Origin of the sequence: Microbacterium sp. DT81.1, assembly GCF_049844955.1 — a bacterium.
GTDB lineage: Bacteria > Actinomycetota > Actinomycetes > Actinomycetales > Microbacteriaceae > Microbacterium.
Window position 1 is genome coordinate 117,146 of record NZ_JBNCMA010000008.1, and the last position, 21,550, is coordinate 138,695.

The 21,550-nt window shown below is 71.4% G+C and carries 13 protein-coding genes; 12 read left to right on the forward strand and 1 reads right to left on the reverse strand.

Annotated features, from left to right (window positions below; genetic code table 11):
• Positions 1-16 precede the first annotated feature (16 nt).
• Positions 17-3,892, forward strand: a complete 3,876-nt coding sequence (gene rpoC / locus ACLQ2Q_RS19740; RefSeq protein ID WP_425823099.1) for a DNA-directed RNA polymerase subunit beta' — start codon at positions 17-19, stop codon at positions 3,890-3,892.
• A 121-nt stretch (positions 3,893-4,013) separates the two neighbouring features.
• The gene (locus ACLQ2Q_RS19745) at positions 4,014-4,172 is read left to right on the forward strand and encodes a hypothetical protein (protein WP_425823101.1); all 159 of its coding nucleotides are present in this window, start codon (positions 4,014-4,016) and stop codon (positions 4,170-4,172) included.
• A 17-nt stretch (positions 4,173-4,189) separates the two neighbouring features.
• On the opposite strand, the gene ACLQ2Q_RS19750 is transcribed toward ACLQ2Q_RS19745, so the two are convergent.
• Entirely contained in the window at positions 4,190-4,825 is a 636-nt protein-coding gene (locus ACLQ2Q_RS19750) for a hypothetical protein (protein WP_425823103.1), read from the reverse strand.
• A 138-nt stretch (positions 4,826-4,963) separates the two neighbouring features.
• On the opposite strand from ACLQ2Q_RS19750, the gene ACLQ2Q_RS19755 reads away from it, so the two are divergent.
• The 10 genes from ACLQ2Q_RS19755 (at position 4,964) to ACLQ2Q_RS19800 (ending at position 21,397) form a co-directional block, all read left to right on the forward strand.
• Complete coding sequence (locus ACLQ2Q_RS19755) at positions 4,964-6,046, forward strand: ABC transporter (protein WP_425823105.1); 1,083 nt, start codon at positions 4,964-4,966, stop codon at positions 6,044-6,046.
• Between the two features lie 85 nt (positions 6,047-6,131).
• A complete protein-coding gene (locus ACLQ2Q_RS19760) occupies positions 6,132-6,554 on the forward strand; it encodes a hypothetical protein (protein WP_425823107.1) in 423 nt (140 codons plus the stop codon).
• Between the two features lie 59 nt (positions 6,555-6,613).
• On the forward strand, positions 6,614-7,273 hold the full coding sequence (locus ACLQ2Q_RS19765) for a spermidine/putrescine ABC transporter substrate-binding protein (protein ID WP_425823109.1): 660 nt from the start codon (positions 6,614-6,616) through the stop codon (positions 7,271-7,273).
• Between the two features lie 133 nt (positions 7,274-7,406).
• Entirely contained in the window at positions 7,407-8,549 is a 1,143-nt protein-coding gene (locus ACLQ2Q_RS19770) for a serine/threonine-protein kinase (RefSeq protein WP_425823111.1), read from the forward strand.
• 1 nt (position 8,550) lies between these two features.
• Positions 8,551-14,517, forward strand: coding sequence for an Ig-like domain-containing protein (locus ACLQ2Q_RS19775; protein WP_425823113.1), 5,967 nt, complete (start codon positions 8,551-8,553; stop codon positions 14,515-14,517).
• Between the two features lie 53 nt (positions 14,518-14,570).
• On the forward strand, positions 14,571-15,536 hold the full coding sequence (locus tag ACLQ2Q_RS19780) for an AAA family ATPase (protein WP_425823115.1): 966 nt from the start codon (positions 14,571-14,573) through the stop codon (positions 15,534-15,536).
• A complete protein-coding gene (locus ACLQ2Q_RS19785; protein WP_425823117.1) occupies positions 15,533-16,891 on the forward strand; it encodes a DUF58 domain-containing protein in 1,359 nt (452 codons plus the stop codon). Before ACLQ2Q_RS19780 ends, ACLQ2Q_RS19785 begins: the two co-directional genes overlap by 4 nt.
• On the forward strand, positions 16,888-19,392 hold the full coding sequence (locus ACLQ2Q_RS19790) for a transglutaminase domain-containing protein (RefSeq protein WP_425823119.1): 2,505 nt from the start codon (positions 16,888-16,890) through the stop codon (positions 19,390-19,392). The genes ACLQ2Q_RS19785 and ACLQ2Q_RS19790 overlap by 4 nt, the downstream gene beginning before the upstream one ends.
• The gene (locus ACLQ2Q_RS19795) at positions 19,389-20,882 is read left to right on the forward strand and encodes a DUF5684 domain-containing protein (RefSeq protein ID WP_425823121.1); all 1,494 of its coding nucleotides are present in this window, start codon (positions 19,389-19,391) and stop codon (positions 20,880-20,882) included. Before ACLQ2Q_RS19790 ends, ACLQ2Q_RS19795 begins: the two co-directional genes overlap by 4 nt.
• On the forward strand, positions 20,879-21,397 hold the full coding sequence (locus ACLQ2Q_RS19800) for a hypothetical protein (protein ID WP_425823123.1): 519 nt from the start codon (positions 20,879-20,881) through the stop codon (positions 21,395-21,397). The genes ACLQ2Q_RS19795 and ACLQ2Q_RS19800 overlap by 4 nt, the downstream gene beginning before the upstream one ends.
• Positions 21,398-21,550: the final 153 nt, after the last annotated feature.

Genomic DNA, 21,550 nt, shown 5'->3' on the forward strand with positions numbered 1-21,550 from the left:
CGACACAGGAGAACACGTGCTCGACGTAACAACTTTTGACGAGCTTCGCATTGGTCTGGCCACCGCCGACGACATCCGTCGTTGGTCGTATGGCGAGGTCAAGAAGCCCGAGACAATCAACTACCGCACGCTCAAGCCCGAGAAGGACGGCCTCTTCGGAGAGCAGATCTTCGGGCCGAGCCGTGACTGGGAGTGCGCCTGCGGCAAGTACAAGCGCGTCCGCTTCAAGGGCATCGTCTGCGAGCGCTGCGGCGTGGAGGTCACCAAGTCCTCCGTCCGCCGCGAGCGCATGGGCCACATCGAGCTGGCGGCGCCCGTCACTCATATCTGGTACTTCAAGGGCGTCCCGTCGCGCCTCGGATACCTGCTCGACATGGCGCCGAAGGACCTCGAGAAGGTCATCTACTTCGCCGCGTACATGGTCATCTCGGTCGATGAGGATGCGCGTCACCGCGACCTCGCGACCCAGGAGAACAACATCCGTCTCGAGCTGAAGACGCTCGGCGACCGGCGCGACTCGCGCATCGCCGCCCGCCTGCAGAAGCTCGAGGAGGAGCTCGCCGTCCTCGAGGAGGAAGGCGCCAAGGCCGACCAGAAGAAGAAGGTCAAGGACGCCGCCGAGAAGGACATGTCCCTCATCCGCAAGCAGGCGGACGAGCAGATCGGCAAGCTCGAGCGCGTGTGGGAGGACTTCCGCACCCTCGAGGTCGGCGCCCTCAAGCCCGAGGACGACGTCTTCCACGAGCTGCAGGACCGCTTCGGTCAGTACTTCGAGGCCCACATGGGTGCGGAGTCGATCAAGCGTCGCCTCGAGGCGTTCGACCTGCAGGCCGAGTCCGACTCGCTGCGCCTGCAGATCTCCGAGGGCAAGGGCCAGCGCAAGATCCGCGCGATCAAGCGACTGAAGGTCGTCAACTCGTTCCTCACGACGGGCATGTCGCCCGCCGCGATGGTGCTGGATGTCGTCCCGGTGATCCCGCCGGAGCTCCGCCCGATGGTGCAGCTCGACGGTGGCCGCTTCGCGACCTCCGACCTGAACGACCTGTACCGCCGGGTCATCAACCGCAACAATCGCCTCCGTCGCCTGATCGACCTCGGTGCCCCCGAGATCATCGTCAACAACGAGAAGCGGATGCTGCAGGAGGCCGTCGACGCGCTGTTCGACAACGGCCGCCGCGGTCGTCCCGTCACCGGAACAGGCAACCGTGCCCTCAAGTCCCTGAGCGACATGCTCAAGGGCAAGCAGGGTCGCTTCCGCCAGAACCTGCTCGGCAAGCGCGTCGACTACTCCGGCCGTTCGGTCATCGTGGTCGGCCCGCAGCTGAAGCTGCACCAGTGCGGTCTGCCCAAGCAGATGGCCCTGGAGCTCTTCAAGCCGTTCGTGATCAAGCGTCTGATCGACCTCGGTCACTCGCAGAACATCAAGGCCGCCAAGCGGGCCGTCGAGCGCACCCGTCCCGAGGTCTGGGACGTGCTCGAGGAGATCATCCGCGAGCGCCCCGTGCTGCTCAACCGTGCGCCCACGCTGCACCGCCTCGGCATCCAGGCCTTCGAGCCTCAGCTCGTCGAGGGCAAGGCCATCCAGCTGCACCCGCTCGTCTGCGCCGCGTTCAACGCGGACTTCGACGGTGACCAGATGGCCGTGCACCTGCCCCTGTCGGTCGAGGCCCAGGCGGAGGCCCGCGTGCTGATGCTCGCGTCGAACAACATCCTGAAGCCGTCCGACGGCCGTCCGGTCACCCTGCCGTCGCAGGACATGATCATCGGCCTGCACCACCTGACCACGGTCAAGGACGGTGCGATCGGCGAGGGCCGCGCGTTCGGCTCGGTGTCGGAGGCCATCATGGCCAAGGACGAGGGCACGCTCGACCTGCAGGCCAAGGCGCGGATCCGCGTACCGGGGCTCACGTTCCTCGAGGGCGAAGCGCCCGACGGGTACGAGCGCCACGGCCTTCTCGACGCCTCGCTCGGTCAGGCCCTCTTCAACGACACGCTCCCGAAGGGCTACCCCTTCGTGCGCGAGGTCGCCGACAAGGGCAAGCTGTCGCAGATCGTCAACAAGCTGGCCGAGGAGTACCCCAAGGTCGAGGTCGCGGCGACGCTGGACCGCATCAAGGACGCCGGGTTCCACTGGGCCACGCGCTCCGGTGTCACCGTCGCCCTGAGCGATGTCCTGACCCCGCCGAACAAGGCCGAGATCGTCGCGGGCTACGAGAAGCAGGCCGCGAAGGTCCAGTCGCAGTACGAGAAGGGTCTGACGACCGACTCCGAGCGTCGCCAGGAGCTCATCAAGATCTGGACCGAGGCGACAGACGAGGTCCAGGCCGCGATGCGCGCCAACTTCCCCGAGGACAACACCATCAACCGCATGGTGTCGTCGGGTGCACGTGGTAACTGGCTGCAGATCCGGAACATCGCCGGTATGCGAGGCCTGGTGAACAACCCCAAGGGTGAGATCATCCCGCGTCCGATCATCTCCTCGTACCGCGAGGGTCTGTCGGTGGCGGAGTACTTCATCGCGACGCACGGTGCCCGCAAGGGTCTGGCCGACACGGCACTCCGTACGGCCGACTCGGGTTACCTCACGCGTCGTCTCGTGGACGTCTCTCAGGATGTCATCATCCGCGAGGATGACTGCGGCACGACCAAGGGTCTCGAGCTGCCGATCGCCGCACCCGCGGCCGACGGCTCGCTCCGCAAGGACGACAACGTCGAGAACTCGGTGTTCGCCCGCACGCTCGCGGCGGATGTCGTGGATGCCTCAGGCGCCGTGCTCGCGGTCGCCGGCGACGACGTGGGAGATGTGCTCATCAACCGCCTCGTCGAGGGTGGAATCGAGACGATCAAGGTGCGCTCCGTGCTCACCTGCGACTCGGCCGTCGGCGTCTGCGCGCAGTGCTACGGCCGTTCGCTCGCGACCGGCAAGCTCGTCGACATCGGCGAGGCCGTCGGCATCATCGCGGCGCAGTCGATCGGTGAGCCCGGCACGCAGCTGACGATGCGCACCTTCCACACCGGTGGCTCGGCCTCGGCCGATGACATCACGCAGGGTCTTCCCCGCGTGCAGGAGCTCTTCGAGGCCCGCACCCCCAAGGGCGCGTCGCCGATCGCGGAGTCGGACGGTCGCATCACGATCGATGAGACCGACCGCGCGAAGAAGGTCATCCTGACGCCCGACAACGGCGACGAGCCGCACGTCTATCCGGTGCTGAAGCGCGCGACGCTTCTCGTCGAGGACGGCCAGCACGTCACCGTCGGTCAGCCGCTGCTCGTCGGCACGCTCGACCCCAAGGAGGTCATGCGCGTCATGGGTGCTCGTGAGGTGCAGCGCTACCTCGTGGGCGGCGTCCAGGGCGTCTACCGTTCGCAGGGCGTGCCGATCCACGACAAGCACATCGAGGTCATCGTCCGTCAGATGCTGCGCAAGGTCACCGTCGTCGACCACGCCGACACCGACCTGCTCCCCGGTGAGCTGGTGGACTTCAAGCGCTACCAGGCCATCAACCGCGAGACGGTCGCCGAGGGCAAGCGTCCCGCGTCGGGCCGCCCGGAGCTGATGGGTATCACCAAGGCGTCGCTTGCGACCGAGTCGTGGCTCTCCGCCGCCTCGTTCCAGGAGACGACCCGCGTGCTGACCCAGGCGGCGATGGACGGCAAGAGCGACCCGCTGGTCGGCCTCAAGGAGAACGTCATCATCGGAAAGCTGATCCCCGCCGGCACGGGCCTTGCGAAGTACCGCAACGTCACGGTCGAGGCGACGGAAGAGGCGAAGAGCGAGCGGTACCCCAACCGCATCTTCGCGTCGGACGGCGCCTACAGCGAGGCGGACCTGAGCTACGTCGACTTCGACAGCTTCTCGACCGACGACTTCACGCCGGGCACGTACAACTGATCCGCGGGTCCTCGGCGAGGACCCGTGGAACCGAAGGGCCCTGGGAGCAATCCCGGGGCCCTTCGGCGTTCCGGGAGGGCGCCCGCTCGGACCGGCTCTACCGTGGTGGGAGGAGGCTCCCATGGCCCGCATCGGCGGACGCAACACCGGAATCGCGCTCGTCGCGGGGCTGATGTGCGTGAGCGTGCTCGCGGGGCTGGCCTACCTGGCCGCGCCCCTGGCACCCGCGACCCTGGAGTGGATCAGCGTCAACGTCGACCGCGCCATCTGGCGGGAGTGACGGCACCCGCACTCATCTCACGGCCAGATGTGGTCCACGATGCTGCCCGTATAGCCCGTCGGAGCCAGGTTCGAGTAAGTCGTGTCGATCAGCACGTCGTCCCTGAAGTAGAGCGTGCGCCCGTCGGTGACGGGATACTGCGGATTCGGGAACTCCTTTTCGCACCGGGTGCCGTCATCGGGCGTGTAGCAGATGAACCCCTCGTCATCGGCGAGGGCGTTCAGCATCTCGAGTGCCGGACCGCTGTTCATCCGCGTGATCTCCGTCTTCAGTCCCGCGGTGCCGGCCGCGGGGTCGGCCCAGATGCAGATCATCTCGCCGTCGGCCTGCGGCCCGGAGTTCCCGGCCGCGGGATCGTTGAGCGGCGTGGCGCCGAGCTGCGCCAGCACCTCCGCCGCCAGCATCGCCCGGCAGTCGGTGGGGATGACCACCAGCGGCTTCGGCGTGGTCGATGGCGCCGGCGTCGGCATCGGCGTCGCTGTAGGCGAACCAGCGGCACCCGGCGCCTGCGAGTCGACCGGCGACGGCGATCCGCTCCGACTGCCTCCACCATCCGAGGCGCATGCCGTGGCGGCGGTGAGGACGAGGGTGAGGCCCGCGAGGGCGAGCACGAAGCGGACGGGACGTCGTCGTCCGGAGGGGGTGCCGATCATGGGCTCACAGTAGCGCCGGGGGATGGCGGCATCCGGAAGAACCGCGGCGACACACGGCGGCACGCCTCCCGGAACGGCGCCGGAGCGCGGGGTACCCTCGCAGGGCGGGGACGTTCCCCGCGTGAGGAGTGCGCCCCGATGAGTGATCCCCAGGCTTCGAAGCAAGAGGCCCCGGTCGGCGAGCCCGTCGCAGAGCCGACGCACACAGACGACGTGGTCGACCGCGCGAACGGCAGCCTCGCAGAGGCCGAGGCCGCACGCGACGGCGTCCCCGGAGACGCCTCACGCGATGACACCCCCGTGAGCGCTGTACCGGCCGAGCCCCTGCACGAGAGCTCCGAAGAGCCGGTGACCGAGGCCTCCTACGGGCCCGCTGACGGGGCAGACGAGCGCGATTCCGTTCCTGGGCACGACGCCGACACGGCCGTCGTCGCGCCCGCATCCACCAGCTCGACGAGTGGCGATCAGGACGACGTCCCCTGGTACGACCGGCCCGAGCACCTGCAGCCGGCCGGCGCCACGGCTCCGATCGCCGACGACACACCGACGACCGTCGCTCCGATGGCGGGCGCCGCGGCGGCCGGCGCCGCAGCGGGCGGCGCGACCGCCGGCGAGCCCGTGTACGGGGAGTCCCCGTACGCCACGCCCGCCCCGCAGCCGATCTTCGTGCAGGCGCCCGAGGCTCCGCTGCCGCGGGGCAACCGCGCCGCTGCCGGCGCGATCGGTCTGCTCGCCGCTCTGTCGTTCGCGGTGCTGCTGCTGCTCGCCTGGATCGGCTTCGGCCTCATCAACGGCGATGTCTCCACCGAGGGGCTGGTCGACGCCACCCTCGCCGCCCTCACCACGTGGGCCTTCTGGGTTCCGGTCGTCGTCTTCTTCATCGCCTTCTGGCTGCTGGGCGCCATCATCAATCGCGGTCGATGGGGCCATTGGGTGGTCTGGGGCCTCCTCGTCGGCGTCGCCTCGTACGTGGGATACATCCTCGGTCAGCTCTTCCAGGCGCCGTTCTGGATGCTGAGCGCTCGAGAGGGCGCCGAGCTCGTCGAGGACCGGCTGCTCGCCCCCTTGGCGATCGCGGCCTTCGTGATCGGGCGCGAGCTGACCATCTGGTTCGGGGCTTGGGTCGCGGCGCGGGGCAAGCGCGTGACGGAACTCAACATCGAGGCTCAGCGCGAGTACGAGCGCACGCTCGAGGCCGGCCCGAAGCTCGTTCGCCAGTAGTTCGCGGGAAGGCACGCACACGTCCGAGCAGCCTCCTCAGCCGAGCGGCGGGCTCGGATGGCCGGCGCTGCTGGCCCTCTCCGCCGTGGGGTACGTCGCGCTGGTCATCTTCGGCCTGGGGATGACGAGCCTTGCCACGAACACCGACGTCATCGACACCCCCGGCCTGAGCGCGGTGCCGGGCGTCGCCGGCATCGTCGTATCGGCCGCCGGCTTCTCCGCCGTGCTCGGCGCGGGACTGAGGGTGCCGCATCCGTCGTTCTACACTGCGCTCTGGGCCGCCCTTGCCGCCGCCGTCGCCTACCTCGCCGGTGTCTGGATCGCCGCCGTGACGTCCGGAGTCGATACCGCCATGGCCGCGTCGGTGGTCGGCCGCCTGGCGGTGGGCTGGGCGGCGCCCGTCGTGGCCGTCGCCGCCTTCGTCACCGCCTGGGCGGCGATCGCGGTTCTGCGCACGCGAGCCCGCCCGCCTCGGTGGCCGTGGGAGCGCAACGACACCGAGGGCTGAGCACCGTCAATACGTCCGGATGCCGCGGAATTCCGCGTCGGCGGCACTACGGTAGGGGGATGGAGCGGTCGCTCGAGACCCAAGTCAGCCAGGCCGTGGACGCCTGGCTGAAGTGGCTCCCCCGCTGGGAGCCGGCGACTCACCGCGGACGCATCGCCCCCTGCCGTCGCTGCTTCGGGTCGCCCGTTCTCTCGGCGGCCGGTCTCGGCGCCGACGTTCCGCACGGGGTGCAGCACGGGCTCTCGACGCGCATCAAGACGATCGTCGATCATTCCGTCGCCGACTACACGGCCCGCAATCTGCCGATGCTGCAGGCCGAGCTCGATCAGCAGGCGGCCCGCAACCGCGCCCGCAGCTACCGTCCCACCGAGGGGCTCGAGCCGGAGTTCGAGGGGCTTCCGCTCGACCCGGATCCGGTGCCGGGTGCCCCGTTTCTCTTCACGATCTCCGGCCTCGCCGACGCGGCGGACGCCGACGTGCCCGACCTGCCGCCGCTCAGCGACGACGCCAAGGCCGCTCTGCGCCAGGAGGTCGGCCTCGCGGACGACTACGCGAACATGGTGGGCCGCGAGGTCTGCGCCGTGCTGCTGCACCACCGCCTGCGCATCCAGGCCGCCATCGCGCAGTATGTGGAGCCCCAGATCGAGGCCATGCTGCAGGAGCTCGCCCAGACGCTCGATGCGCCGTTCGATCAGAACGACCCACCGCCCGTTCTCTGACGTATCCACAGGCGGGCACCGGCGCTGGGGCGACGCTCAGGACTGCTTGTTAGCATGGGCGGAGCCCTGCAGCTCCCGTCGATGGTGCCCGGACCGGGGCCCGATCGTGTCGACGCCGAGGCAAGGAGTGGGAGTGGCAAAGCGCCTTCCGTCAGCCCCTCCCCTCGTGCCCGGTCTCAGCTATGTGCGGCCGCTCGGCTCGGGCGGATTCGCCGATGTGTTCCTCTACGAACAGGACATGCCGCGCCGCGCCGTGGCCGTGAAGGTGCTGCCGGGCGACCTGCGCGACCCCGACCTGGTGCGCATGTTCAACGCCGAGGCCGACGTGCTCGCGCACCTCTCCGCGCATCCGTCGATCGTGACGGTGTACCAAGCGGGCATCTCGGCCGACGGCCGCCCGTACATCGTCATGGAGTACTGCCCCGGATCGCTGGCCCAGCGCTACCGGATCGAGCGCCTGACCGTGCCTGAGGTGCTCACGATCGGCGTCAAGATGGCGAGTGCGCTCGAGTCCGCGCACCGCGCCGGGCTCATCCACCGGGACGTGAAGCCCAGCAACATCCTGGTCACGAGCTTCGGCGTGCCGGTCCTCGCCGACTTCGGCATCGCATCCTCGCTGGCGCGGGCCTCCAGCGACGAGGTGTTCGCGATGTCGGTGCCGTGGAGCGCCCCGGAGGTGGTGTCCGAGCAGACCTCGGGCACGATCGCGAGCGAGGTGTGGGGGCTCGGTGCGACCGTGTACTCGCTGCTCGCCGGCCACAGTCCCTTCGAGCGGATGGATCGTGGTCAGAACACGCGCGACCATCTCCGCCGGCGCATTCTGCGCGCGGCATACACCCGCATCCCGCGTCCCGACGTGCCCGATGCCCTGCAGGAGGTGCTCGCGGTCGCGCTCAGCCGCGCACCCGCTGACCGTCACCCGAGCGCCCTCGCCTTCGCCGAGAGGCTGCGCGAGGTGCAGACCCTGCTCGGGCTGCCCCCGACCCCGCTCGAGGTCGCGGTCTCGGAATGGGCTCCGCGGGATGCGGGCATCGACTTCGCCGACGCGGGGATGCGCGGGCCCGCGCGCACGAGCGTGCCGCACGACACCATCCGCAAGTCCGCGCCCTTGCCGACATCCGCAGGCGGCCGCCGCGACGCCGAGCCCGACTGGCCGGCCGCGGTGGCGACCACCCCGAGGCGCGCGCGGCAGTGGGCGCTGATCGGCGGCCTGGTGGCGGCGCTGATCCTCAGCATCGCGACGGCATGGGTCGTGCTCACCGGCGGGGTGCTCTGATATGGCTCGCCGTCGCGCCGTCGTCGCGGTGCTCGCAGGTGTGACCGCCGTCGCAGCGGTGATCGGCGTGAGCGCGGTATGGCCCGGTCTCGATGCCCGGCGCACCGCGCCCGTCGACACATCCGTGTGGGCGCTGCAGACCTCGGAGGGCCGCCGGTACGCCCGCGTCAACACGGCCATCGACGAGCTCGACACCGTCCGCAGCGTCAGCAACCCGACATCCATAGCCCAGTCGGGGGACGGTGCCTACCTCTTCTCCGAGAGCTTCGGGCGCCTTACCCGCATCGACGAATCCCTGCCCATCGACCTGGACGAAGAGGCGCTCCGCAGCTCGCCGACGACGCCGGCGGGCACCGTCTCGGTCGCCGTGGCGGGGGACTACGCGGCCTACCTCACCGACTCGGGCGCCGTCTTCGCCGGCGCGCTCGCCGACGACGACCCCGTCCAGGTCGACCCCTATTCGGCCGAGGACGATGCCGATGCGCCCGAGTACACCGCCGATGCCATCGAGGTCACCCCCGACGGCGAGCTGTTCAGCTATTCGTCGGACGACGGCGCCGTGATCCGGTACCGCATCGCCGATGCGCGCGTGCAGGAGCGCGACGAAGTGCCCGACGGCCCGAGCGGTGCCGGCGCGGCGCTGGGGGCAGCCGGCGACGGATGGGTGCTCGTCGATGCCGATGCGGGCCTGCTGTGGCGGGCCGACGGGAACGGGCCAGCAGATCTGGATTCCGCCTCGCCCCTCGCGCTGTCGCAGCCGGTCGCGGTGGGTGAGGCCGTTTACATCGCGGACGACGTCGGCATGCTCCGCGTTCCCCTGGACGGCGGCGACGTCGAGCGGGTGGCCGGAGGCGAGGTCCGGACGTTCGGCCAGCCGGCCCGGCCCCTGATCCTCGAGGGAGAGGTGTACGGTGCGTGGCTCGGCCAGGACGCGGGCGTGCTGTGGCGGTCGGGCGGCGGCGAGTCGACGCTGGACTACGGCGGGCAGCAGCTGCAGGACCCTCGGCGACCCGTGTTCACCGTCTCGGGGTCGACCGCGATCCTCAACGAGACGCGCTCCGGCTGGGTGTGGAGCGTGCCGGAGGGCGAGCTGATCCCGTCCAGCCAGAACTGGGGGCTCGAGGACTCGGCCGACACGGAGGCGGAGCCCAGCGACGTGCAGGCGGAGGTGCTGCTCGATCCCAAGCCCCCGGTCGCCGAGGTGGACGCCTTCGGTGTGCGGGCGGGGAGCCTGGCGACCCTGCCCGTGCTGCTGAACGACCACGATCCGAACGAGGACGTGCTGAGCATCGATCCCGCGTCCGTTCTGGGGCTGGATCCGGACTTCGGCACGGTGACCATCACCGACGGCGGAGGGAGGCTGGCCGTGCAGCTCGCGCCGGATGCCTCCGGCTCGGCCACGCTCTCGTACCGGGTGACCGATGGGACGAGCGCGGACGGGCTGACCTCCGCGCCCGCCGCCATCACGCTGAGCGTCGTCCCCGATGCCCGCAACTCCGCGCCGGCGTGGTGCGGCACACCGGGGTGCCTCGCCGAGTGGCCGACCCCGGAGGTGCAGCCGGGCGGAACGGTGTCCGTCCCGGTGCTCACCGGATGGGTGGACCCCGAGGGTGATCCCCTCATGCTCCTCTCCGTCGGGAACGACTCCGGTGTGGGGGCCGTCGCATCCACACCGGCCGGTGAGATCGTCTACCAGCACTCGGTGGCCTCCGATCCCGGCCCGGAGCTCGTCGAGCTGACCGCCACGGTCGCCGACACGCAGGGCGCCGTGACGACCCGCCCCCTCGTCGTACGGGTGACGGAGGATCCGGAGGTGTCGGCCGAGTCCTTCACGGTCGTGGACACGCTCGGCGGCGCGCTCAGCGTGGACGTCGCGCCCCACGTCACGGCCACGGCGGGCACCCTGCGCCTCTCGTCGGTCCGGGTGCTCGACGACGCGTCGGTGGAGGCGGTCGCCGCGGCCGGCGGAACCGCGTTCGACGTGTCGGCGAAGACACCGGGCACCTACCGCATCAGCTACACGGTGACCGACGACGTCAGCCAGAAGACCGCGACCGCGACCGCGCGGGTGACCCTGCTGCCCCAGGAGGCTCCGGCACAGCTCGCGACGGCCCCCGTGATCGCGTTCGTCCACCCGAGGGAGGACGCGACGATCGACGTGTTCGCCGCGGTGGCGAACCCCACGCGCCGGGTGCTGCTCCTGAGCGGGGTGGAGGCGGATGCCGCGGAGGGCGCGAGCCTGCAGGTGGACACCGTCGGGCAGAACTATCTGCGCGTGACCGGATCGACGGCGACCGGTGCCCCCGGCATCCTGGGCACCGTGCACTACGTCGTCAGCGACGGCACCGACGATGCCGGGTCGAGCGTCCGGGGCGAGGCGACCGTCTACCTGCTGCCGCCGGCCCCCGAACTCGCGCCGATCGCGGTGGATGACACGGTCGTGGTGCGCGCGGGCGCCCAGGTCGATATCCCCGTGCTCGAGAACGACGTCGCGCCCTCCGGCACGGCGATCACGCTCGATCCCGCATCGGTGGGAGCCGACCGGAGCGACTCGCTGGCCTTCGCGTCGGGCGGGATGATGCGCTACCTCGCGCCGACCGAGCCCGGCGTGTACCCGATCGAGTACTCCATCTACTCTTCGGGTTCACCGGCGCTCGCCGACACGGCGACCGCCCGCGTCACGGTCGTCTCGGACGAGTCGAACCGGGCGCCGCGGCCGGAGACCCTCGAGGGTCGCGTGCTCAGCGGACAGGCGACGAGGATCCCCTTCGACGGTTTCGAGGCCGACCCGGACGGGGATGCGGTCGAACTCGATCTGATCACCACGCAGCCCGAGAGCGGGTCGGCCGCGATCTCCGCGGACGGCGAGGGAATCCTCTACACGAGCGCGCCGGGCGAGCGCGGCCAGGTGTCGTTCCGCTACCGCGTGACCGACGGCGCCGGTGCCACCGGCGAGGGCACCGTGCGCGTCGGTGTGCTCGGCGGCGAGGCCAATCCTTCGCCGGTGACGTTCACGGACTATGTGTACGTCCAGGCGGGCGCCGGCAACTCCGTGCGCGTGAGTCCGCTGGCGAACGACATCGACCCCACCGGCGGAGTCCTCGAGCTGGGCGACGTGCGCCCCGACGCGCCCCAGCTGCTGGATGACGGCTCTCCGAACCGGCAGTACCTGCAGCTGCAGCGTCGCGTGGGCGACGCGGTCGGAGCGACGATCGAGATCGAGGCCGGAGAGACTCCCGGCACGATGTCCTTCCTCTACGACGTGGTGAGCGAGTCCGGCAACACGGGGCGTGGACTCATCGTCGTCAAGGTTGTCCGCGAGGCGGTGCCGGACTACCCCATCGTCGCCGACACGGTGCTGACCTCCGAGACGCGCGAGCGGTTCGCGCGGGGGGTGGATGTCGTCAGCGGCAAGGTCTCGTGGACCGGTGGCGACATCGATGACCTGACACTCCGGGCGTGGGGGTCGCCGTCGGGCGTGCGCGTGCAGGGTCGCGAGCTCGAGGGCACCCTCACGGGCAGCGCACGGATCATCCCGTTCGAAGTCGCCGGCACCGGCAGCGACGGCGAGCCGGTGAGCAGCTACGCGTTCCTCCGCATCCCGGCGGCCGGCGACGTGGCGCTCGCACTGCGCGGCGGGATCCCGCCCCAGGAGGTCGGTGAGGGCGAATCGATCGCCTTCGACCTCGACGACCTGGTCGCCGTGCCGGCGGGGGAGAGCCTCGAGGTCGGACCCGAGGTCGCGGCATCCGGTGCGAGGAGCGAGGCCGTCTGCGCGGCCGACGGGGGCACCGCCGTGCGTTACGACGCCGGTCTCGGCGCCCCCTACACCGATGCCTGCACGGTGCCTGTTCGCATCGCGGGGCAGGATGACTGGACCTACCTGTCCGTACCGGTCCGCGTTCGTGCGCTCGACCCCCAGCCGCAGCTGCAGCCGGCCTCTCTCTCGGTGAGCCCGGGTGAGAGCGCCACGTTCCCGCTCGCCGACATGACCACCTGGGAGCGCGAGGTCGCCGATGAGAGCATCGCCTACAGCGTCGACTTCGCGGGCTCGGTCTTCTCGACGGTGGTCGAGAATGGCGTGGTCACGGTTTCGGCGGGCGACCGCGCCGTTCCGGGCACCGAAGAAGCAGCGCTGGTCGGTGTCGTGAGCCACGACGGCGTCGCGCCTGCGAGGCTGACCCTCCGCGTCGGGCCCGCTCCCAGCGTGCTGCCCCAGGGCGGCACCATCGCGCAGCAGTGCTCGCAGGCGGCAGGCTCATCCTGCGAGGTCCGCGTGATCGGCGCACCCGGCGAGGTCAACCCGCTCCCCGGCACCCCGCTCGAGCTGACCGCCGTGCGCCCGACGGGCGCGTGCACCGGCGTCTCGTTCGAGGTGGTGTCGGCCTCCACCGTCCTCGCGTCCTGGGCGCCCGACGCCCCCGGTGCGACGTGCACCGCGGCCTTCTCCGTGCGCGATGCGCAGGGACGGGGCACGAACGCCGAGCGCGACGGCTCGCTGCTGCTTGATCTGCAGGGCTATCCCCGCGGCCCGGCATCGCTTCGTCAGACCGACTACGGCGACGGCGTCATCACGCTCCGCGTCGATCCTGGCGAGGCCCGGCTGGCGTATCCGGCGCTCAGCGGTTTCGTTCTCCGGTACGAGGGAGCCGTCGTCGCCGACTGCACTCCCGCGGGCGTCTGCCCGCAGATCGCGGCGCCGAACGGCGAGGAGCGCACCTACTCCGCCGTCGCGGTCAACGCCCTCGGCGAATCCACCGCGGCGGTGACGACCACCGCCTGGGCGTACGACGTGCCCGCCGCCCCCGCCGCCGTGCTCGCGGTGCCGGTCGTCACCGGCGGCGAGGGCGGCCTCATCGCCGTGCGGGTGACGGGCGTGGATGCCGCGGCCACCGGCTTCCTCGAGCTCGCGAGCCCGATGGGCGACCTGGTCCGGGTGCCCGTCGACCCGGGTCGCGACACCGTCGACATCGGCCGTTACCGCATCGGCTCGAACACGTCGAGTCCGCTCACCGTCACCCCCGTCTCGAGGTACCAGGTGCCGCCAGGGTTCACCGGCGCGGTCTCCGGTGCGGCCGTGACCATCTCGGCGAACGGCATCGGCCAGCCGACCTCCCCCACGCTCACGCTCACCTCGGTCTCCAACGGCGACGGCACATCGACCGTGACGGCATCGGCGGCCGCGGGGTCCGGTGGGGACGGGTCGGAGACGCTGTTCGGCATCGTGCGCGCCGACCAGAGGTGCGATGCGCGAGCGGCGGGCGGGACCGCCGTCTTCGGCGCACTTCCCGATGGCGAGGTCTACACCTTCGTCGCGTGCGCCGAGTCGTGGTGGAAGGGTGAGCGATACGGGCGCAGTACTGCGACCGCGGAGGTCCGAGCCACGCAGAGCGCCGCGCCCCCGGCCGGCTGGACGTTCGTCGTCGACGAGAGCCCTACGGTGTCGGGCGCCGAGGCACGCTGGATGATCCGCGACACGCCCACATCGCCCGAAGCCACCCCGCGGTACAACACGGTCGAGTTCGCTGGTGGACCGACATCCAGCGTGTACGACAGGGACCCCGAGATGCGGGTGCGCTACGTGCACCAGTCGTGGGGCCCCACGACCGACTGGGCCCGGGTCGTGCCGGCAGCAGGCTCCGCGCCCTATCAGGTGCGGGCATCCTGGGCGGTCGCGTCGTGCACCGCCGGTTCGCCACTCGTGGCCACCGGGCGCTCCACGCCCGACACCGGCGGCCGCCAGGCGACCTTCATGTTCGGCACCGACGGCGCGCGCTACTACGATGCCGCCGGGCAGCGACTCGAAGTCGACTCCGACACCGGCCTGGTGCCGGCGGGTGCCGTGCGTGTCGACGGCATAGGGGTGACGGTGGACTGGAGCGATCAGAGCTGGGGCCTCTCCCCGGCGAGCACGTCCTTCGGCGGCCAATGCGATCCCGGCCCGCCCGTCGAGGCGGTCACGCCGTGACGGCCGTACGACCCGCGGCCACCCCACCGCAGAACCGCCCAGGAGGGCCACCGATGACCATCTCGCAGGACCAGGCGACCAGGTTCGCGACGACGTTCGCCCAATTGGCCGACAACGTCGAGCGGGCCGTGCTCGGCAAGCGACACGTGATCGAGCTCGTGCTCACCGCGATGCTGAGCGACGGTCACGTGCTCCTGGAAGATGTGCCGGGTACCGGCAAGACGTCTCTGGCCCGTGCCCTGGCGCAGTCCGTCGAGGGTACGAACACGCGCATCCAGTTCACCCCCGACCTCCTGCCCGGCGACATCACGGGCATCACGGTGTACGACCAGAAGACCGGCACGTTCGAGTTCCACGCCGGCCCGGTGTTCGCGAACATCGTGCTCGCCGACGAGATCAACCGGGCGAGCCCCAAGACCCAGTCCGCGCTCCTCGAGGTGATGGAGGAGGGGAAGGTCACGATCGACGGGATCTCCCGCGCCGTCGGCGTTCCGTTCCTCGTGATCGCGACGCAGAACCCCATCGAGCAGGCGGGCACCTACCGGCTGCCGGAGGCGCAGCTGGACCGCTTCCTGATGAAGACGTCGCTCGGATATCCGGATCACGCCGCCACCCTCCGCATCCTCGACGGGGCGGCGGTCCCCACGGCCGACCTGGCTGCGGTCGTCAGTCCGCAGTCGATGGTCGGGATGGCGGATGCGGCACACGATGTCTACGTCAACGCGCTCGTGCTGGACTACATCGCCCGGCTCGTGGATGCCACGCGGTCGGCCGACGAGGTGCGCCTCGGCGTCAGCATCCGCGGTGCGCTCGCTCTCACCCGCTCGGCGAAGACCCGCGCGATCTCCCGTGGTCGCACCTACGCGACCCCCGATGACGTGAAGGCCCTCGCGGTGCCCGTGCTCTCGCACCGGCTCATCCTGCACCCGGAGGCCGAGTTCGACGGCGTCACGCCGGAGGCCGTCATCGGCCAGGTCCTGCTCGATGTTCCGCCGCCGTCCCAGCGCGAGGCCGTATGACGACCGACGCCGAACCGCGCCTGACCCGCCTCGACGCCGCGTCGGCGGCGACGGCCCACACCCGCGTGACGACGGCGTCGCGCGGGCCGCTGGTGCGCGGTCTGGTGGCGCTGATCTCGGCCGCCCGTCGCACGCGCGACGGAGTGGATGCGGCCGTCGACTGGGTCGGCCAGGTCGTCACGCCGGCCGGCTGGCTGGTGCTCGCCTCGGCGACCATCGGGGTGTCGGTCGGGTGGATCTTCGGCTGGGTGGAGTGGCTCGTCGCCGGATTCGCCGCCGTGATGCTGCTCGCGATGAGCATCCCCTTCCTCTTCGGCGCTCGCGCCTACGACGTGGCGGTGCGCCTCGATCACGAGCGGGTGGTGGCGGGGGGCGAGGTGGCCGGCGAGGTCGAGATCCGCAACCGCGGCGCGCGCGCGACTCTGCCCGGACGGATCGATCTGCCCGTGGGCAGCGGCCTGGTGGAGCTCGGCGTCCCCCTCCTGCGGGCACGGCATGTCGTGTCGCAGCCCGTGACGATCCCGACACCTCGACGCGGGGTGCACACCGTCGGCCCACCGACATCGGTGCGCACCGACCCGATCGGCCTGCTGCGACGCGAGCACGCGTGGCCCGACGTGCACGAGCTGTTCGTGCATCCGCGAACCGCCGCGGTCCCTTCCACGAGCGCCGGCCTGGTGCGCGACCTCGAGGGCAACCCGACCCGGCGCCTGGTGGATGCGGACATGTCGTTCCACGCTATCCGGCCGTACACACCAGGCGATTCCCGGCGCCAGATCCACTGGAAGTCGACGGCCAAGACCGGCCAGCTGATGGTCCGCCAGTTCGAGGAGTCCCGCCGCTCCCGCATGGCGGTCGTGCTCAGCCTTGCCCTCGATGACTACGCCGACGACGACGAGTTCGAACTCGGTGTGAGCGCCGCGGCGTCGCTCGGCGCCCAGGCCATCCGCGACGGACGCGATCTCGACATCGTCACCGGTGCGAGCATCCCGCGCGTGGTGAAGGGCAGGCTCCGCGCCATCCAGAACCTCGAGGCATCGTCGCCGCGCGCCCTGCTCGACGGCTTCTCGGCCCTGGAGGGCCTCGAGCACACGATGCCCGTCGAAGAAGTGTGCCGGCTCGCCGTGGAGGCATCCGACGCGCTCTCCATCGCCTTCGTCGTCTGCGGGTCGAAGGTGGGGCTGACCCGCATCCGGCAGGCAGCGCTCGCGTTCCCGGCCGACACCGCGGTGCTCGCCGTCCTCTGCGACGAACGGGCACACCCCCGCGTGCAGCCGGTCGGCTCGCTGACCCTGCTCACCATCGGTCTCATCGATGACCTTCCGGCGCTGCTGCTGCGCGGGGTGCAGTCGTGAACGCCCGCAAGCGGCTCCCCGCCCGCATCGTCGGCGGTGCGCTCTACGTCGGCGCGATGGTTGTCGTCGCGGCGATCGCCGCCTGGCCGATCTACCGCTCGGGCTGGTACCTGCTCGTCGTGGCGTCGGCCGCGCTCACGGGAGCGGCGCTGGCGCTCGCATCCCGCCGCTGGGCGTGGTCGGGCATCGTCACGGGCGTCGCAGCGGCCGGCGCGACGATCGTGCTCGGAGTGCTCGTGGCGGTGCCGGCGAGGTGGTCCGACCCCGCACGGCTCCCCGCCGCCCTCGGCGATGTCCTTGTGGGCGCGGTGACCGGATGGAAGGACCTGATAACGGTCGAACTGCCGGTCGGGTCGTACCGCAACCTGCTGGTGCCCGCACTCGTGGTCTTCCTGGTCGGCACCCTGCTGGCCCTGCGCCTCGCCTGGGCGCGAGGCCGCGTCGCGGTGGCCGCCACCCTGGTCTGCATCGCGATGGTCTTCTTCGGACTCGCGTTCGGGCGCCCGGTGACGAGCGAGGCGCTCCGCATCGGAGCGTGGCTCGTTCCCGCCCCGCTCGAAACCGCCGTCGGGGCATCCGCGCTGCTCTGCACGCTCGGCTGGATGGCGTGGCGCTCGCAGGACGAGCGCCGGCAGGCGCTGCTCCGAGCCGCCGCCGCCACCGGGGTCCGCGTCTCGCGGCGACGGTCATCGTCGGACCGGCGACGGGCGATCCTGGCCGCCGGCATGCTGGCGGTCGCCGTCGTCGTCGCCGCCGTCGCCGGCCCCCTGGCCGCCGCCGGCCAGTCCCGCGAGGTGCTCCGCTCCGGCACCGGTCCGGAGCTCGTGCTCACCCAGGCGACCAGTCCCCTCTCCGGATACCGCGCGCATTTCTCCGACGACGCGCTCGACGAGGTGCTGTTCCGTGTCGACCCCGTCGGCACGCCGCCCCCGCGCATCCGCGTCGCGACGCTCACCTCGTACGACGGCGAGCTGTTCCGCGCTCTGGACGTCGCCTCGAGCACCGCCGACGCGCGCTTCACCCGGGTTCCCTCGCGCCTGGCCCCCGTGCCGGGCGAACCGGTCGGCGTGCGCGTCACGATCGATCGGCTCCGCGGGATCTGGATGCCCACGGCCGGGCAGCTGACGCAGGTCGCGTTCGAAGGAGCGGCTGCCGGCGCTCTCGCCGACGGCTTCTACTACAACCGCAGCACCGCGGCCGCCGTGGAGATCTCGGGGGGCGGCCTCGCGGAGGGCGACACGTACACGCTCGAGGCGGTGGCGCCCGACGTCCCGGCTCTCGCCGACATCACGGCTCCCGGGGTTCCGACCAGCGACGTCGAGCCTCCGGCCAGCCTGCTCACCTGGCTCGAGGAGCAGGATGTTCCGGCAGACGGGAGAGGCCTGGAACGCGCGATCACGCTCCTCCGCGAGCGGGGATACCTGAGCCATTCGCTCACAGCACCCGGCGGCGACGCCCCACCCGAGTGGGCGAGCGAACTGGGCGACTACTCATTCCAGCCCAGCGCGGCCGGCCACTCCCTGGCTCGCATCGACGAACTCTTCCGGCAGCTGCTCGATCGGCAGACGGATGCCGCGGCCGACGGCCCGGACTCGTCGCTGGTCGCGGCGGTGGGGGACGACGAGCAGTTCGCGGTCGCCGCCTCCCTTCTCGCCGGCCAGCTGGGCTTCCCCTCTCGCGTGGTGGTCGGCGTGCGCGTGGAGCCGGAGCCGGAGGCACCCGGCGCCTGCCCGGACGGCCGGTGCCGCGGGCGCGACCTCTCCGCCTGGATCGAGGTGCAGTCCGCGGAGGGCGACTGGGTGCCCGTCGACGTGACGCCGCAGCACACCGTCCCCATCGACAGCGATGCGCGCCGCCAGCGCGACCCGGAGAACGTCACCGAGGTGCGTCCGGAGACGGCCGAAGAGGTCGTCGCGCCGGACCCGATTCAGCGCGACACCGTGACGGATGACCCCCAGGACGAGGCGCCGCCCGACCTCTCGGTGCTGTGGACGGCACTGCGGGTGGTCGGGGTCACGGCGCTCGTGCTCGCCGTGGGCCTTGGCCCCTTCCTCCTCGTCATCGCGGCCAAGGCGATGCGCCGTCGATCGCGTCGCGGTACGGCAGACGTCACCGATCGCGTGGTCGGGGGATGGGACGAGTACGTGGATGCGGCCATCGACCATGGGCTCCCCGCACCGGTCGCCGAGACCCGCACCGAGCTCGCCACGAGGTATGCCACCCCCGCGGGCATCGCACTGGCCGAGAGGGCGGACCGCACCGTGTTCTCCGGCGAACGCCCCACCGACGACGACGCCGCCCGGTTCTGGGCGCTCGTCGACGAGGAGCGCCGGCGATTCAACAGGCACGCTTCGATGTGGCGCCGGCTGGGCGCAGCCGTATCGTTGAAGTCGTTCGTGCGCTTCGTCGCGCCGAGCCCGGCGCGTGGACGCATCCCATCCGCCGCGCGCAGTGAGAGGAGGATGCGGCGTCGCCCCGAGAACGCCGCGCGCACACCATGAACGATCCCGTCGCCTGGATAGTCGCATCCATCCCCGTCGCTCTCGCCCTCTACCTGTGGATCGCAGCCAGCCTGTCGGCCGTCTTCCGCAAAGCGGGGGAGGAGCCGTGGCAGGCGTGGGTGCCGATCCTCAACGCCATCGTCCTTTTGAGGCTGGGTGGGATGTCGGGCTGGTTCCTCCTGCTCGCGCTGGTCCCGATCCTCGGGACCCTCGCGCTGCTCGGCGTCTTCATCATCGTGTACGTGCGTCTGAACCGCTCGTTCGGGGTCGGGCCGGGCATGACCGTCGTCGCCGTCCTGCTGTTCCCGGTCTGGACGAGCATCCTGGGCTGGGGCCCGGCGCGCTGGCTCGGGGATCGCCGGGACTCGGCGGGCGGGCCGATGCGGCGCGGCGAGGCCGACTTCCTCGATGCTCGCGTCACGGGGCGGTCCGGCGGGGCCCAGCCTTCGTACTCCCCCGTGTACAGCCCCGCCCCGATCGACGGGACCGCCCCCGTGAGCCGTTCGCAGTCGCCGAACTCGGCCGAGCCGTTCGTGCCTCCGCGGCCCCCTGCGCCCGCGGCCGCCGGCGGACCCCTCGGCGGCCGAACGGCCTACGCGGCTTCCGCCCGGCCCGGTGACGCACCGGCCGAGCAGTGGTCCTTCGCGCCACCGCCCGCGGTCCAGTACGGCAGCGGTCCGCCGGGCACACCCACCTTCCGCTCCACCGCGGTGGGGGTGAATCCCGCCTTCGAGGACATGGATGACGACGGCACGGGTGGCGCGCTGTTCGCACCGACGCCTCCTGTCTCCTCGGTTCCGCGTGTCGAGGGCGACGGCATTGCCGGCGGCGACGGTGCGGAGGGCGACGGTGCCGCCGGTGCCGACCGGTGGGCTCCGCCGGCCGCCGCAGCGCCCGTGGAAGCGCCCGTGCCGATGCGGCGGGCGTCGTGGGCCCCGAGCCCGGGGGAGCGCGTCAGCGAGCCGGGGGTGTGGGGCGGAGCCCCGCGAGAGCAACGCTTCGACACGTCGGCGGAAGTGTCGGCCGTGCACGGAGCGCCGACGCTCGGCGAACCCCTCGCGGCGCGCGGGTCGGTGTCGGCCCAGCACGACGTTCCAGAGCTCCCCGACGCGGAGTCGGCGTTCGATGAGACGATCATCGCCGTCAGGCGACGTCCGACATGGATGCTGACACCGCCCCTCGGCGCGCCCATCGCCGTCACCAGCGACGCCCTCATCATCGGCCGCCGGCCGTCGGCCGACCCCGACTTCCCGGACGCTCAGCTCGTGCCGATCTCGGACGAGACGCGCACGATGTCCAAGACGCACGCCCGCCTCGAGCTGCTCGACGACGAATGGGTGATCGTCGACCTCGATTCCACCAACGGGGTGGTGCTGTTCCGCGACGACGGCACCGAGACCGAGGCCACCCCGGGTGTTCCGCAGCCCGTCGGCGAGCGGTTCCTCCTCGGCGACGCAGAGCTGCGAATCGCGAGGGCGGACACTCGGTGACAGGCGAAGTCGCCGAACCCCCGCCCGAGTGGGACGGCGAGGCGACGGTGCCCGCTGCGCGCGATGCGACGGTGCCTTCTGCTCGCGAAGCGACGGTGCCTTCTGCTCGCGAGGCGACGGTGCCTTCTGCTCGCGAGGCGACGGTGCCTTCGGCCAGAGTCGCGTCGACCGCGGAGCCGACGGATGACGACACCGTCGTCCTGCGGCGGGGAGCGGCATCCGCCCAGCCCACCACCCCGGTTGACGAGGACGCGCGCGACCCGTCGGCGCGTGCGGCCTCCAGCCCGGACGCCGACCGGCTGCGGGCGCCGTACGCTCCCCGCACCGCGCCGGTGCTCGCATCCCGCTCACCGCGGCCTTCCCCGCCCACGGGGCAGGCCGTCGACCGCGAAGCGGTCGCGCGCGGCATCCGTCGCAAGGCACGCCGTCAGGCGGCCGCCTTCGCGACCGCGGGAGCGGCGATCCTGATCACCGCCGGCACGCTGCTCGTGGTGATGGTGTCGAGCGGCGGCTGAGGCGCAGCGGACGGCATCCGCTCGTTTGACCGAGTTGCCCGCTCGGAGTATCATTGATCGGGTGTGCGCCCACGCGCGCCTTGCGCTGTGCCTCGGCACGCAACGGGACGTCAGCGCCGCATCTCGGGGACATGCCTGCGAACAGGACACCCC